We start from the raw sequence: 14,523 nt of genomic DNA on the forward strand, positions 1-14,523 counted from the left end.
ATCGCCAGGGCCGGGGATTATCAGGAGGTATGGTCGATGGAGCGTATGCGGCACCGGCTCGCTTGGGTGCTGGCGGGCATCCTCGCGTTCACCCCGGCGGCGGGCTCGGCGGAGACCACGGCGATCCGCATCGCTCAGCAGTTCGGCCTGGGTTACTTGCCCTTAATGATCATGGAAGATCAGAAGCTCGTCGAGAAGGCCGCCGAGGCGGCAGGCCTGCCGCCCGTCGTCGTCACCTGGGCGAAATTAGGTGGGACATCTTCGGTCAACGACGCTCTTTTGTCGGGGTCTGTCGATTTCTCCGCCGGGGGCATACCCGGGCTCTTGACGCTGTGGTCCCGGACCAAAGGCTCGCGCAACGTCGTGAAGGGGGTCGCGGCTCTCAGCCAGATGCCGTTTGAATTCATCGTCAAGAAAGATGGCATTAATTCTTTGGACGATCTCACTCCTCAAGATAAAATTGCAGTCACCTCCATCAAGGTCTCGGTCCAAGCGCTGGTGTTGGAGATGGCCGCGGCGCAGCGGTACGGGGCGGCCCACTTCGACAAGCTCGATGTCTCTACGGTGTCCTTGCCGCATGCCGACTCCGTGCTCGCGCTGAAGGGCGGATCCATGGGCGTCGTCGCCCACGTTTCGGCGCCGCCTTTCCAGCAGGAGGAGCGCAAGATCCCTGGCGCGCGCGTGCTGTTCACGAGCTACGACGTGCTGGGCGGCCCCGCGACCTTCATCACGCTTTGGAGCACTGCGCGCTTCCGCGATGGGAACCCAAAGACGTTCGCGGCTTTTTTTAACGCAATTGAGCAGGCTACCGCCTATATCAATGCCGACAAGCGACGAGCGGCGGAAACCTACAAGAGGATGACCGGCGATAAGACGGACACAGACGAGATCGTCGCGATCCTCGACGATCCTCAAGTCGCCTACACCATGGCCCCGCACGGCTTGATGAAGATCGCCAAGTTTATGCACGATATCGGGCGGATCAAGAGCCTGCCGGCGGACTGGTCCGAGGCGTATTTCCCCGAAGTAGGTTCGTTGAAAGGCAATTGAACACTCGGTTGCTGGCTGTTCGGTCCTACGATCGTCCGACATGTCGGTCTGCGCCAGGACCTGAACGGCCCCGCTCGCCGACCTCGTCCCTGGCCAAATAGGACGACGGGATCGGGGCGAGCGGGCGGCGGACGTCGCCGCCCGGGAGGAGACGCCAATGGACTAGGACAGGCTCCCGCCGCCGGACGGCCCGCTGTTGGAGGTCGACGGGGCGACGCTGCGCTACAAGACGCCCCGGCACCTCGTGACCGCCACCTACCGGGTGAGCTTCTCCGTCTGGCCCGGCGACCGCTTCGTGCTGCTGGGCCCTCGGGCTGCGGCAAGTCCACCCTGCTCAAGGCGGTGGGCGGCTACATGGCCCCCACCGAGGGCGAGATCCGGCTGCGCGGCCGCCCCGTCACCTGGCCCGGCCCCGATCGGATGATGGTGTTCCAGGAGTTCGACCAGCTCCTGCCCTGGAAGACGGTCCGCCAGAACGTGATGTTCGCGCCGGAGGCCTCGGGGCGGCTCAGGGGCAAGGCCGCGGCCGAGCGGGCGGCGCACTACATTGAGATGGTGGGGCTCACGAAGTTCGCCGACAGCCACCCCCACACCCTGTCGGGGGGCATGAAGCAGCGGGTCGCCATCGCCCGCGGCATGGCGATGGAGCCCGACGTCCTGCTGATGGACGAGCCGTTCGCCGCGCTCGACGCGCTCACCCGCCGCCGGATGCAGGACGAGCTGCTGCGCCTGTGGGAGGGCACGCGCTTCACGGTGCTGTTCGTCACCCACTCGATCCCCGAGGCGATCAAGTTGGGCACGCGCATCCTGCTACTCTCGCCCCACCCCGGGGAGGTGAAGGCCGAACTCGACAGCGCCGGCTCCCCCGAGGAGGCGCTGCGGCTGGAAGGCCGCATCCACCACATGCTGTTCTCGGAAGAGATCGCGGAGGCCGAGAATGTCTGACGCGCCCGCCCTCGCCCGCCCGCCCGCGGGCCCGCCGCCGGCCGGCCCGCGGGCCCCGAGGTCGTGCGGGCGGTGGGCGGCGCCCACGGCGCCATAGTGGTCGAGAAGCCCCTCTCGGCGGCCGAGCGGCTCTACAACCGCGCGTGGCTGCGCAAGCTCGTGATCCTCGCCGCGCTGGCCCTGGCCTGGGAGGCCTACGGGCGCGCCCTCGACAACGACCTCCTGTTCCCGACCTTCACGACCACGCTCGAGGCGTTCTTCCGCGGCATCGCCGACGGCACGCTGCCGGCGCGGGCCTGGGGCTCGCTCAAGGTGCTGCTCGTCGGCTACGCGGCCGGCGTGGCGCTGGCGGGCCTGCTGACCGGACTGGCGATCGCCTCGCGGGTGGGCACGGACCTGCTCGAGACGCTCACCGCGATGTTCAACCCGCTGCCGGCCATCGCGCTCCTGCCGCTGGCGCTGATCTGGTTCGGGCTGGCCAACGGCAGCCTCTTGTTCGTGCTGGTGCACTCGGTGACCTGGGCGATCGCGCTCAACACGCATTCGGGCTTCCTGGGGGTGAGCCGGACGCTGCGGATGGTGGGGCGCAACTACGGGCTGTCGGAGCCGGGGCTGGTGGCCCGGATCCTGATCCCGGCGGCGTTCCCGTCGATCCTGACTAGGCTGAAGGTCGGCTGGGCGTTCGCGTGGCGCACCCTGATCGCGGCCGAGCTGGTGTTCGGGGTGTCGTCGGGCTCGGGGGCTCGGCTGGTTCATCTTCGAGAACAAGAACATACTCGACATCCCGAACGTGTTCGCCGGGCTGCTCACGGTGATCCTGATCGGGTTGGTGGTCGAGAACCTCCTCTTCCGGACCGTCGAGGCGCGCACCATCCACCGCTGGGGCATGCACAACGCCTGAGACGGACACGCATCCTGCCACAGTTGGGCCATACATCATTTGTCCGGCGCGTCGAAGCAGTGTAAGCATGCTGCTTGAACGGCTTATATAATTGGATCAAATTGATTACATTCACAACTTTGACATGATGGGGGTTATAATTATAGTCGACTAGTCTAGAACTCCGATTTAGAGCATCTCTCGCTCGAGAGCGGTCGTTCGGCTTTCGGCCAAGTTCAGCCGGTTGGTTCGGCCGCGAACGAGGAAACCCGTGGTACGAGCGTCGTCTGCTAACCGAGACCAGCATGTGTCGCTCGTCGCGCGGAGCATCCCACAGCCGCATGCGCAAGACATGTGTGCAATATGTGCACGCATGTCTTGCGTGCTTTCCCGAGGTGTGTCCTGTCTGGCGATAAGATTTTGAGTTAACGCCACGCTCGCGCCGCGCACCGGACGACCTCTCATGCCCACAGCTCCAGTTAGCGTGGAAAGCCGCAGGCGAGCGCCCGCCCAGACGAATGATGTCCCGCTGGCGGACAGCGTCTACGCCAAGATCAAGGCCGCTATCATCCACAACGATCTGGAGCCCGGCTCGCAGATCACGGAACAGCAGATCGCCGCCGAGCTCGAAGTGAGCCGCACCCCCGTCCATCAGGCGATCATCCGCCTCGAGAACGAGGGCTGGCTCAAACTGCAGCCGAAGCGCGGCATCGCCATCTCGACTGTGACCGCGGGTGAGATGCGCTACGTATACGAGGTCCTGATGGGGCTCGAAGGGATCGCCGTCGAGCGTCTCGCTGCGCGCCCAACATCGACCCACGATCCGGTCGACGCAGAGCTTCTCGCGGCGGCGGTCGAGGCGGATGAGGCTTTGGCCGGCGGCGATCTCGCGCGATGGGCACAGAGCGACGACCGGTTCCACTCACTTCTCGTCGGGCGCAGCGGCAACCCATATTTAGCAAGCTTGGCGCGCACCGTGATGGAGCAGGCCCACCGTGCGCGTCTGCTGACGCTCCGGCTGCGCCCGTCGCCGACATCCTCCAACCGCGACCATCGCGCCATCCTTGAGGCCGTCGCGGTGCGTGATCCCGCGGCTGCGAAGGGGGCGCTCGAAACACATCGTCGGCGCGGCATGGACGTGCTGCTGCCCATCCTCGAACGCCTGGCGAGCAAGCGACGTTTCGCGCGCTAATGTGTTGCACTCTTCTGTTGCATGCAACAGGCGGTCGGTCTAGGGATCGTGAGGCCCAAGGTCCTCCGGAGGGATGGCTGTGACGAGGAACGCCTACGAAATCGCCTTGATGCCAGGCGACGGCATCGGTCCCGAGGTCATCGATGCCGCGGTCTCCGTGTTAAGTGACGCCGCCGTGCGCCATGACGTGAGCTTAAACTACACGCACCACGAGGCTGGTGCGGACTACTACCGCAAGACCCAGATGGCGATCGCGCCGGAGACCATGGACGCGATCGGCAAGGCCGACGCCGTCCTACTTGGGGCCATGGGTTTGCCAGACGTGCGCTACCCCGACGGGACCGAGATCGCGCCGCAGATCGATATGCGCGAGCACTACGGCCTGTTCGCGAGCTTGCGTCCCTGTCGCTTGTTCCCCGGCGTGCCGACACGCGTGCGCGCCGAGCACGTCGATATGCTGGTCATCCGGGAGCTCGTCGAAGGGCTGTTCGCCGGCCGTCACGACAAGATCGCGGAGAGCAACGACAGCTGCAGCGATCGCTTGACCGTCTCCCGAAAGGGCTGCGAGCAGCTGTTCGAGCTCGCTTTCCGACAGGCCGAGCAGCGCCGCCGCCTGCACGGCACGCCCGGTCACGTGACGCTGCTCGACAAGGCCAATGTGCTGCGTAGCAACGCTTTCATGCGCAAGATCTTCGACGAGGTCGCCGCCCAACATCATGACATCGCCACGGACCGCATCTACATAGATGCCGGCTCGATGATGTTTGTCACCAATCCCGAACGGTATGATGTGGTGGTCACCGAGAACGTCTTCGGCGACATCACCTCAGAGATCGCGGCCGGTGTGGTCGGCGGCCTCGGCGTCGCGCCCTCGGCCGACGTGAGCGAAACGCACGGCGTGTTCCAGCCGAGCCACGGCTCGGCCCCCGACATCGCTGGGGCGGGGGTGGCCAACCCGGTCGCCACCATCCTCTCGGCGGCGATGATGCTCGATTGGCTGTCCGAGAAGCGCGGCGACGAGCGCTGTTCGCGGGCGGCGTCCGCGATCCGCGCGGCGACAGGTGCTGTTCTCGCCGGAGGTCCGAAGACCCGCGACATCGGTGGAGCGGCCGGTACCCGCGAGGTAGCGGACGCTATCCGCGCGGCCTTGAGCGCGGACGCCCTGGCGGCGTGAGGCGATGGGAAAGTGAGCGGGGCCGCGCCACCGCATCCCGGGGAGGACATCGTGGACAAGAAACTGATCATCAACTGCCGGCTGAACGAGTTCGAGCTGCGCGGTCCCAATCAGAATATCCCCTACACCCCTGACGAGATCGCCGAGGACGCTGCTCGGTGCCGGGCCGCCGGTGCCTCCATCGTCCACGTGCACGCCCGCGGGCCGAACGGTGAGAAGAGCAACAGCCCCGAACTCTACGCGGAGATCACCCGCAAGATCCGCGAGAAAAGCGATATCCTGATCCACACGACGCTCGGGAACGTCGAGAACGCCGGCGATGCCGCCCACCGGATTAAGCACGTGCAGGTCGCGCTGCCCGACATTGCGACCATCGACCCTGGTAGCACGAACCTGGATCGCTTTCGTATCCGGGAGCGGCGCTTCGAGAGCGTCGATAAGGTCTATGCTAACAGCATCGACAACTGCATGTTCTTCGCCAAGACCATGCGTGAGTTGGGCGTAAAACCCAGCCTCGGGCTTTGGACCGTCTCCTTCATGCGGACGGCGGGCGTGTTCCTCGACCTCGGCCTGCTCGACGCGCCGGCGCTCGCGATCATCCCGCTGTGCGGGGACGGCTTCATCGCCGGCCACGACGCGACGCCGGCGGGGCTGGAGGCCTACTTCCATGCGGAACCCTCAGGCGATCGGCTGCAGTGGTGCGTCTGCAGCTACAACGCCAACATCTTCCCCATGGCGGCTCTGGCGATCGCGCGCGGCCAGCACGTGGCCCCCGGTCTAGGCGACTACCAGTACCCGGAGCTGGGTCTTCCGACCAACGCCGATCTCGTGGCCAAGTGCGCCGCCATGGCGCGAGATATGGGTCGCGCGGTCGCGACGCCGGCCGAGACGCGGCGGATGCTGAACATGCGCCCGGCGACCTGATCGTCCCCCGGCCGATCGGGTCAACTTCGTGGGCGATCATCCTCGTTCAGCCCATTGGCCGACCGAAACGGCGGTCCGTTCCAAGAAATGTCGGGAGGGAGAGATGCAGGACGCTCGAGAGGCGGTCGAAACCCGCACTATGCGCAAGGTGACGTGGCGGCTCGTGCCGCTGGTCACGCTGCTCTACTTTGTCTCCTACATCGATCGCACCAACCTCGCCTTCGCCGGGCTGACGATGAACAAGGATCTCGGCTTCTCGCCGAAGGTCTTCGGCCTGGGCGGCTCGTTCTTCTTCGTTGGGTACCTGCTGCTGCAGATCCCCGGCACGCTGGCGATCGACCGCCTTGGCGCCCGGCGCCTGCTGATGCTGATGTCGCTGCTGTGGGGCGTGTTCGCCGTGGGCATGGCCTTCGTCTGGAACGAGGCTAGCTTCTACGGAATGCGCGCCCTACTCGGGGCTGCCGAGTCGGCGTTCTTCCCCGGGGCGCTCTACTACCTAAGCCTGTGGTTCCCCGCTGCCTACCGCGCCCGCATACTCATGCTGTTCCTCGTGGCCAATCCGTTCTCCAGCGTCGTCGGCTTTCCCCTGGCGGCGTTCCTGATGAAACTCGACGGTACGCTCGGCTTGGCCGGCTGGCAGTGGGTGTTCGTCGGCGAGGGTCTGCCGGCCGTGGTCCTGGCCGTGGTCGTCCTGAAGTATCTCACCAATGTCCCGGCGGAGGCGGACTGGCTCACGCGGGAGGAGCGGGACTGGCTGATCGGGGCGATGGTCGCTGACGCTGCGGGCCGCGCGCACGGGCGTGGCAAACGCATCGGCGCCGCCATCTTCAGCCTCCCGGCGCTGACGCTGGCGCTCGGTTACTTCGGCATCATCATGGGCATCTATGGCCTCAGTCTCTGGATCCCCCTGTTTGTGCGTCAGTTCGGCTTCAGCGTGATGCAGATCGGGTTCGTGGCCGCGATCCCGTACCTGGTCGCGAGCGCCGCTCTGGTTATCTGGGGGCTGCGCAGCACTGGCGAGGGCGCCAAGGCAGTGTCGGCGGCGGCGGCCGCGTTGACGGCCGCCGTCGGGTTCGGCGCCAGCACGCTCGTTGACACGGCAACGCTGACCATGCTCGCCCTGTCAGTCGCCGCCATCGGCCTATACATCGCGCTGACCGCGTTCTGGACGATCCCGACGGCCTACTACAGCGGCCCCGCGGGCGCGGCCGTGATCGGCTTTGTCAGCTCGATGGGCCATCTCGGCGGCTTCGCCGGCCCCTACGTCATGGGTGTGTTTCGCGAGCTGTACGACAGCTTCGCCTTCGGCCTGTGCGGGCTCGCCCTCGCCCTACTCATGAGTGCGGCGGTCGCGTGGTCCTTCAGGCGCATGACGCGCGATCGCCCGGTCGAGGCGGCCTCGCTCTCGGCCCGTCGCGCCTGATCCCGCGGGGGCCGCGCAATGGGCACCCCCGCCGTGAGGGCGAGGCCGAACGGTGGACGTTGACTTTGGAGCATCGGCCAGGATCATTTCATGTCAAACAGCACGGAAACACCCGATAGCGGCCGATTTCTTAAAGTGGCAGAACGCGCGGGGGAGCTGCGCGACGTGAAGGCGATCGTCTTCGACACGTTCGGGACGGTCGTGGACTGGCGATCGAGCCTCATCGAACAATTCGAAGCGTTCGGACGGCGTCGCGCGCTCCCGGCGGACTGGACGGGCCTGGTCGATGCTTGGCGCGGGGGCTACGAAGCTTCCAAGGACAAGGTCAGGACCGGAGCAGTCCCCTGGACGAACCTGGACGATCTCCACCGAGCGGCGCTCGACGGGCTGATAGAGGCCTTCGATATCGAGGGTCTCACGGAGGCCGACCGGGATTGGCTGAATCGCGGCTGGCATCGTCTCACCGCTTGGCCGGACGCCGTCGAAGGGCTCACGCGCCTGAGAAGGGCCTTCGTGATCGGGCCGTTGTCCAACGGCAACGTCGCCCTGCTGGTAAATATGGCCAAGCATGCTGGCCTGACCTGGGACATGATTTTCTCGGCCGAGCTCTTTCAATGCTACAAGCCGCACCCTGATACCTACCTCGGTGTCAGCCGTTTACTCGGACTAGAATCAGGAGAGGTCATGCTGGCGGCCGCGCACAACTACGATCTGAGTGCCGCCAAGAAACTGGGTCTGCGAACCGCGTTCGTCCCGCGACCTCAAGAATACGGCCCCGGACAGGTCGCGGATCTCGAGGCGGAAGGGGATTGGGACTTGGTCGTGCGCGATCTCGTAGATCTGGCCGAGCGGCTGGGGGCTTGAGAATCCCAGCGATGCGCCTGGTCCGTTCATGCCCTCGCACGGCCCGAGCCGATGCCCGCCGGGCACGGAGCGCGAACCTGCACGACACAATCCCATCAGTCGGCATGAACCCGAAACACGAGGGCGGTACGTCCGCTCTCACGCGTAGCCACCCGGAAGCAGCCAAGCAGATTTCGGCCGGCACCAGCCGCGTTAACCAATGCCCTGAGATGGCTGAGTTGGGTGGCTTTCAGACGGTCTGCTTCGGGGCGGCAATGCATGGAAGCGGACACCGCTCCCGCGCCCGGTGACGACCCTTCTCGGACGCCATGCAGATGCCATCGGAGGTCCGCATCCAAACAACAGCAGGTGTTCAACGGATCTCAGTACCACCATTGGAGGCTTGAGTGGGTCTAAACCCTCCCCATTCGCAGTCTCGTAACCGCGCTGCTGACTTGCACGAGACGTAGGAAGCGTCTCACGTCGGTGGCTCGATCAGGCATACGCAGTCCAGACATAGGCATCAGGTTCGCTGTAGTGACTGGACTGAGGTTGCCGTCTACGTTGATCGAGGTTCCGGTCACGTAGCCCGCGAGGTCGGAAGCGAGGAAGCAGGCCACGTTGGCGAACTCCTCCGCGGTCCCGACACGACCGAGGGGGATGTTGCGCGCCATGTCGGCCAGGAACGCTGCATAGGGCTGATCGTCGTTCTTGCCGGCATGGCGGCGGACCCATTGGTCGCTGTCGATCAGTCCGACGTGCAGGGCGTTCACAAGGATGCCGTGCGGTGCGCCTTCGCCCGCGAGTACCTTGGTCAGCGCCAGTCCCGCCGCCCGTGAGACTGACGTTGGGGCCGATCCTGCCTTGGGCGCTTTGGCTGCGGTGTTGAGCACGTTGATGATCCGTCCCCAACGGCGCTCGACCATCCCGGGCCACACCAGTCGCGCGAGCCGGATCGCCGCAAACAGCTTGAGGTCGAGGTCGGCCTGCCAGACGGCATCGGTGATCGATGCGAAGGCGCCAGTCTGGGAGATGCCTGCGTTGTTTACGAGGATGTCGACGCGTCCCAGCGTCTCCAGGACGTCGTGGTAGGCGCGCTCCACCTCAGCTGCCTGCGAGACGTCGCAGGCCACCACGTGAACCCGACCGCGCGCGATCGGGTTCACAAGCTGCTGTGCCTCCGCAAGTCCCTCAGGCCGGCGTGCAAGCAAGGCGACATCCGCGCCACTGCTGGCCATGCGCGTAGCGATGGCCAAGCCGAGCCCCTTGCTTCCCCCCGTGATGAGGGCGACGCGTCCGTCTAGCGTCACATCCATAAGTTCTCTCCCGTGGATCGGTCGGTGTCCGGTCGCAAGTTCTCAGACTGACACGGCGTCCCGCCTGCCCGCGTCGTAACGCTCCTGCGAGGTGAGCACCTCCTGTATGTGGGTCTCCGCCCACACGCGCAGGGCGTCGACGGTGGCCGCGAGCGTCCGCCCCAATGGCGTGATGCTGTACTCGACCGTGACCGGCACGGTCGCGATCGCCCTGCGACTGACCAGCCCGTCCCGCTCCAGGCTCTTCAAGGTCTGCGAGAGCATCTTCTGCGACAGGCCCTCGATCGCCCGGCGCAGTTGGTTGAACCGCACAGGGCCGTCGGTCAGCAATCCCAGCACCAGCACCGCCCACTTATCGGCTACGCGATCCAGCACCATCCGGGTTGGGCAGGCCGAGGCGTATGCGTTCCAGGCGGGCATGTCGGTTTCCCTCGGGTGACTTAGTGCGCAGCAGGTGCCTTCTTTACGCCTGCTCGCACTTGTTGCACCAGGTACCTATTCGAAACCACGGTAGGGTACCACCATGAAAGTCGCTCTCATCGGAGCCACCGGCAACGCCGGTTCGCGCATCCTCGCCGAACTCGCTCGGCGCGGGCACGCCGTCACCGCTATCACGCGCAGCGCGGATAGGGTTGCAGCGCTGCCAGGCGTGACGGCAAAAGCGGGTGACGTCTTCGACCAGGAGGGTCTCGCGGCTTTACTCAAGGGGCATGATGCGGTGATCAGCTCCGTGCACTTCACCGCGAGCGACCCGCGCAAGCTGATCGAGGCGGTGCGGGCCTCGGGCGCGCAGCGCTATCTCGTGGTCGGTGGTGCCGGCAGCCTGGAGGTCGCCCCGGGCGTGAAGGTGATCGACACCCCAGACTTCCCGGCCGAGTACAAGGCGGAGGCCGCGGCCGGAGGCGTGTTTCTCGACCTGCTACGCGGCGAGACCCAGTTGGATTGGACGTTCCTATCGCCGTCCGCGATGTTCGTCCCCGGTGAGCGGACCGGCCGGTTCCGCCTCGGCACGGATCAACTCCTCGCCAATGAACAGGGCAGCAGCATCTCGTTCGAGGATTACGCCATCGCCCTCGTCGACGAGTTGGAGAAGCCGGAACACTCACGCGCTCGGTTTACGGTCGGCTATTGAGCGCCATCGCTCGGCGGTCCGATCCTGGCCGCCGGCATCAACATCGAGCGCATGCGCATGTGCTCGATCACACCGCCCCAACGCGGGTGCACCCGAGATTGCTCTTACGACATCAACGAGCAACACCCCAACCGCCAGCACACCGGCGTCACGCAGGAGCATGCTATGGCAGATGGAATGGACAAGAAGCCGTCCCTGACGGTCGACCGCCGCGGCTTCGTGAAGTTCGCCGGTGCCGCCGCAGCGGCGGTGGGCGCGCCAGTCACCGCTGCCACAGCCCAGAGCGCGGAGACGATGCGAACTGCGCCCCAGCCTGCGATGTCGCCTTCCTCCGACAAGAACACGTCCGACATCCTCGTGGACACGCTGATCACCTGGGGCGCCACCCACGTGTTCGGCATCGTCGGCGATGGCATCAATCCGATCGTCGAGGCGCTGCGCAAGCGGCAGGACAAGATCGCCTTCGTCAGCGTGCGCCACGAGGAGGCCGCCGCCTTCATGGCCGGTGGCATGGCCAAGCACGGCGGCCGCCTCGGCGTCTGTCTCGCCACGACGGGACCAGGTGCAGCGCATCTGGTGAACGGCCTCTACGACGCCGCCTATGACAACGCCCCGGTGGTAGCGATCACCGGCACGACCTTCCACGATATGGAGGGGATGCGGTTCATGCAGAGCGTCGACACCGTCAAACTGATGCAGGACGTCGCCCTGCTCGACGAGCGTATCACGGGCCCGGACAACGCGCTGATGCTCGTCAATCGGGCCTGTCGAACCGCGTTGGCGAACCGGGGCGTCGTCCACCTCACGATCGCCAAGGACGTGCAGCAACAGACGATCGCGGCCGACAAGGCCTCGTCGGCGAGCGCCGGCGGACGTACCGCGTCCTCCTGGGCGCCCCCGATGGGCACGCCGCCAGCCGATCAGCTCAGGGCTGCCGCCGAGCGATCAACGCCGGACGGCGCGTCGCGATCATGGCTGGTCAAGGCTGTGCCCGCGCCGTGCCGCAGCTGCGGAAGCTCTCCGACACGCTCGGCGCACCGATCGCCAAAGCCTACCTTGCGAAGGCTCTGATGCCCGACGACGATCCGCTCACGACCGGCGGCGTCGGCCACCTCGGCACGGCTCCCTCACAGTGGGCCATGCAGACCTGCGACACGGTCCTGATCCTCGGCACCACGATGCCGTGGGTCGACTCGTATCCGAAGCCCGGGCAGGCTCGCGGGGTGCAGATCGACATCAAGGCGGACCACATCGGGCTGAAGTACCCAGTCGAGGTCGGGCTGACCGGCGACATGGGCGCGACCCTCGATGCTCTACTGCCCATGCTCCAGGCCAAGGGTGATCGCAGCTTTCTGACGGAGGCACAGCGGCGCAAGCGTGACTGGCGCAATCTGCTCGACCAGGTCGAGGCGACGCAGAAGGGCCCACGGTTGCGGCCCCAGACGGCGGTCCGCGTTCTGAGCGATCTCGCGCCGGCGAACGCGCTGTTCAGTATGGATTGCGGCGCCAACACCCACTTCGCCGCCCGCCACATCCAGATCCGGCAGGGTCAGGGTTGGACGGGCTCGGGCACGCTGGTGACGATGGCTTCAGCGCTGCCACTCGCCATCGCCGGCGCTTTCGCCCACCCGGGTCGGACCTCGATCGCCCTGGCGGGTGACGGCGGCTTGTCCATGCTGATGGCCGAGCTGTCGACGGCGGTGATGAACCGCCTCGACGTGAAGGTGATGGTGCTCAACAACGACGCCTACGGCCAGGTGAAGGCCGAGCAGCGTGAGCTGGGCGTGCCGGAGTACGGCTGCGCGCTCGGCCACATCGATTTCGCCGCCTGTGCCGAGGGGATGGGCGCGCGCGGTTTCCGGGCGGCGAGCGTGGCCGAACTGCGCCCGGCCGTGCAGGCGTGGCTCGCGGCGTCCGGACCAGCTGTTATCGATGTGCAAGTCGACGCCGAGGAAGAGAGCCAGCGGCCCGATAAGGTCGTGGCCTAGGACTGAACGAAGGTGTCGCGAGAGAGCTGCCGTGGCACCTTCACCGACGCGTGGCGTGGCCCATAGGGGCGAGATCGATACGACGAGAGTTGATGCTCCGTCCGCGGCTGCCTGGACGGAGGCCGATGCAGCGGTGCTCGCGGAGGCGGACTATGCGGCGGACCGATACGCCGCATGGATCCGCCTCGCCTCGGCCACCGCGATCGGGCTGGTGCTGTTCGCTGCCATCCAACTGACCCAGCCGACCTGGAACAGCCAGCTCGTCGTCGTCGTGCTAGGCGAACTGTCGATCGCCTGTGGCGCCGTCTACCTGACCCAGATCCGATGGTTTAGCGCGGCCGTGCCGTGGTTGCTGTCGGCTTTCGACGCGGGGTTCCTGTTCGGCGTCGGCTGGTTCAACCCGTGGTTCGAGCGGCTGCCCCAGGGTTACCGCGCCGCGCTCGTCTCTCCCTTGCTTGCCTTTCTCCTGATCGCGCTAGCGGCGGTGCGGCCCCGCGCCAGCACGATCCTGGTTCAGACAGCTTCGATGGCGGTCAGCGTTGCCCTGGTGCTGTGGTGGCCGCTGCGGGCGGTCGGCACGCTCGCGCCCCAGAGCGAGAGTTTCGAACGGCTGTTCTCGGACGAGTCGAACCTGTTTCGCCTGTCCATCGTGATCCTAACCGGGGCGGTCCTCGCCGCAGGTGCGTACCGATCGCGCGCGACGTTGATGACCGCGATCCGCACAGCTCGTGAGCGAACAGCCCTGCAGCGCTTCGTGCCGGCGGAACTCGACGTGCTCCTCGCCTCGTCAGAACTCCAGGCGTTACGGCGAGGTGACCGACACCGCATCGTCGCCCTGTTCATGGATATCCGTGGTTTCACACAGCTATCGGAAGGTGCCGATCCGACCGAGGTCGTCGCCCTGTTGAATGCGTTCCGCGCCCGAGCAGAGCGGGTGATGACGCGCCACGGTGGGGTGATCGACAAGTTCATCGGCGACGCGATCCTCGTGGTGTTCGGGATCGTGGAGGCCGAGCCCGATGATGCGGTCCGCTGTCTAGATGCGATCGATGACATCGTGGCGGAGATGCGAGCGTGGAATGCGGAGCGCGCTCGTGACGGTCAGGACAGCGTGCGCATCGGGATCGGCGCGCATCTGGGCGACGCATTCGTCGGTGCCCTCGGCAGCGAGCACCGCCTGGAGTTCACCGTGATCGGCGACGTGGTCGACGTCGCGCAGCGCTTGGAAGCGCTGACGCGATCGATCCCGACTGAGGCGATCGTCTCGGAGGCGTTGTTCACCGCCGGTCGGACTGCGGGAAGCAGTCCTGGTCTCTGGCAGCCGTTGCCCGAGGCTACATTGAAGGGACGCGTGTCCCCAATCGGCATCTTGGCATTGCGCAGTTCAGGATACCAGGCGCGATGACTCGACGGCGCAACAGCTACTGTTTCCCTCGGTCGGCCTTATACGGACGAGATCTTCTGTTGGTCTGCTTCGAGGCACCTGCCGACATTCGAGGGCTCAAGCGCCAGGGGCCGCTTTCCACCCCGAGCCGAAGTTGCCGTAGGTCCGACGAACGACCGCTTTGGAGAAACCCAAACGGCGCTCCCTGCGACCGGGTTGGGTCGAGGCTGTGTCAAAAGTCCGGTCTGAGATAGACTTGGGGCCTGATCTGC

At 66.0% G+C, this 14,523-nt stretch carries 12 protein-coding genes and 2 pseudogenes; 12 read left to right on the plus strand and 2 right to left on the minus strand.

All coding sequences use genetic code 11. The features are described 5' to 3' along the window. Nucleotides 1-36: 36 nt before the first annotated feature. From MKK75_RS27195 to MKK75_RS27230, 8 genes and pseudogenes are all read left to right on the plus strand, one after another. The gene (locus MKK75_RS27195; RefSeq protein ID WP_244045602.1) at nucleotides 37-1,050 is read left to right on the plus strand and encodes an ABC transporter substrate-binding protein; all 1,014 of its coding nucleotides are present in this window, start codon (nucleotides 37-39) and stop codon (nucleotides 1,048-1,050) included. A gap of 193 nt (nucleotides 1,051-1,243) precedes the next feature. After that, nucleotides 1,244-1,995 (plus strand): annotated as a pseudogene (locus tag MKK75_RS27200) (ABC transporter ATP-binding protein). After that, nucleotides 1,988-2,896, plus strand: a pseudogene (locus tag MKK75_RS27205) (ABC transporter permease). The pseudogenes MKK75_RS27200 and MKK75_RS27205 overlap by 8 nt, the downstream one beginning before the upstream one ends. Nucleotides 2,897-3,338: 442 nt before the next feature. Beyond that, nucleotides 3,339-4,067, plus strand: a complete 729-nt coding sequence (locus MKK75_RS27210) for a GntR family transcriptional regulator (RefSeq protein WP_244045603.1) — start codon at nucleotides 3,339-3,341, stop codon at nucleotides 4,065-4,067. A 79-nt stretch (nucleotides 4,068-4,146) separates the two neighbouring features. Further along, nucleotides 4,147-5,241, plus strand: coding sequence for an isocitrate/isopropylmalate dehydrogenase family protein (locus MKK75_RS27215; RefSeq protein WP_409567616.1), 1,095 nt, complete (start codon nucleotides 4,147-4,149; stop codon nucleotides 5,239-5,241). Between the two features lie 51 nt (nucleotides 5,242-5,292). Beyond that, entirely contained in the window at nucleotides 5,293-6,165 is an 873-nt protein-coding gene (locus tag MKK75_RS27220) for a 3-keto-5-aminohexanoate cleavage protein (RefSeq protein WP_244045605.1), read from the plus strand. A 103-nt stretch (nucleotides 6,166-6,268) separates the two neighbouring features. Further along, entirely contained in the window at nucleotides 6,269-7,588 is a 1,320-nt protein-coding gene (locus tag MKK75_RS27225) for an MFS transporter (RefSeq protein WP_244045606.1), read from the plus strand. A 90-nt stretch (nucleotides 7,589-7,678) separates the two neighbouring features. Beyond that, entirely contained in the window at nucleotides 7,679-8,452 is a 774-nt protein-coding gene (locus MKK75_RS27230) for a haloacid dehalogenase type II (RefSeq protein WP_244045607.1), read from the plus strand. 392 nt (nucleotides 8,453-8,844) lie between these two features. Here the strand turns inward: MKK75_RS27230 and MKK75_RS27235 are convergent, their stop codons facing one another. Together MKK75_RS27235 and MKK75_RS27240 are read right to left on the minus strand one after the other, a co-directional pair. Beyond that, on the minus strand, nucleotides 8,845-9,747 hold the full coding sequence (locus tag MKK75_RS27235) for an SDR family oxidoreductase (protein ID WP_244045608.1): 903 nt from the start codon (nucleotides 9,745-9,747) through the stop codon (nucleotides 8,845-8,847). A gap of 42 nt (nucleotides 9,748-9,789) precedes the next feature. Beyond that, nucleotides 9,790-10,167: a winged helix-turn-helix transcriptional regulator gene (locus MKK75_RS27240; RefSeq protein ID WP_244045609.1), complete on the minus strand. Its 378-nt coding sequence runs from the start codon at nucleotides 10,165-10,167 to the stop codon at nucleotides 9,790-9,792. A gap of 103 nt (nucleotides 10,168-10,270) precedes the next feature. Here MKK75_RS27240 and MKK75_RS27245 point away from each other — a divergent pair, with 103 nt between their 5' ends. The 4 genes from MKK75_RS27245 (at nucleotide 10,271) to MKK75_RS36200 (ending at nucleotide 14,272) form a co-directional block, all read left to right on the plus strand. After that, complete coding sequence (locus tag MKK75_RS27245) at nucleotides 10,271-10,879, plus strand: NAD(P)-dependent oxidoreductase (RefSeq protein WP_244045610.1); 609 nt, start codon at nucleotides 10,271-10,273, stop codon at nucleotides 10,877-10,879. A gap of 177 nt (nucleotides 10,880-11,056) precedes the next feature. After that, nucleotides 11,057-11,950 (plus strand): thiamine pyrophosphate-binding protein, encoded by an 894-nt coding sequence (locus tag MKK75_RS27250; protein ID WP_244045611.1) that lies wholly within the window; start codon nucleotides 11,057-11,059, stop codon nucleotides 11,948-11,950. After that, a complete protein-coding gene (locus tag MKK75_RS27255; protein WP_244045612.1) occupies nucleotides 11,851-12,867 on the plus strand; it encodes a thiamine pyrophosphate-binding protein in 1,017 nt (338 codons plus the stop codon). The genes MKK75_RS27250 and MKK75_RS27255 overlap by 100 nt, the downstream gene beginning before the upstream one ends. A gap of 133 nt (nucleotides 12,868-13,000) precedes the next feature. After that, nucleotides 13,001-14,272, plus strand: a complete 1,272-nt coding sequence (locus tag MKK75_RS36200) for an adenylate/guanylate cyclase domain-containing protein (RefSeq protein WP_244045613.1) — start codon at nucleotides 13,001-13,003, stop codon at nucleotides 14,270-14,272. The last annotated feature ends 251 nt before the right edge of the window (nucleotides 14,273-14,523 follow it).

The organism is Methylobacterium sp. J-030 (genome assembly GCF_022829545.1).
Lineage (GTDB): Bacteria > Pseudomonadota > Alphaproteobacteria > Rhizobiales > Beijerinckiaceae > Methylobacterium.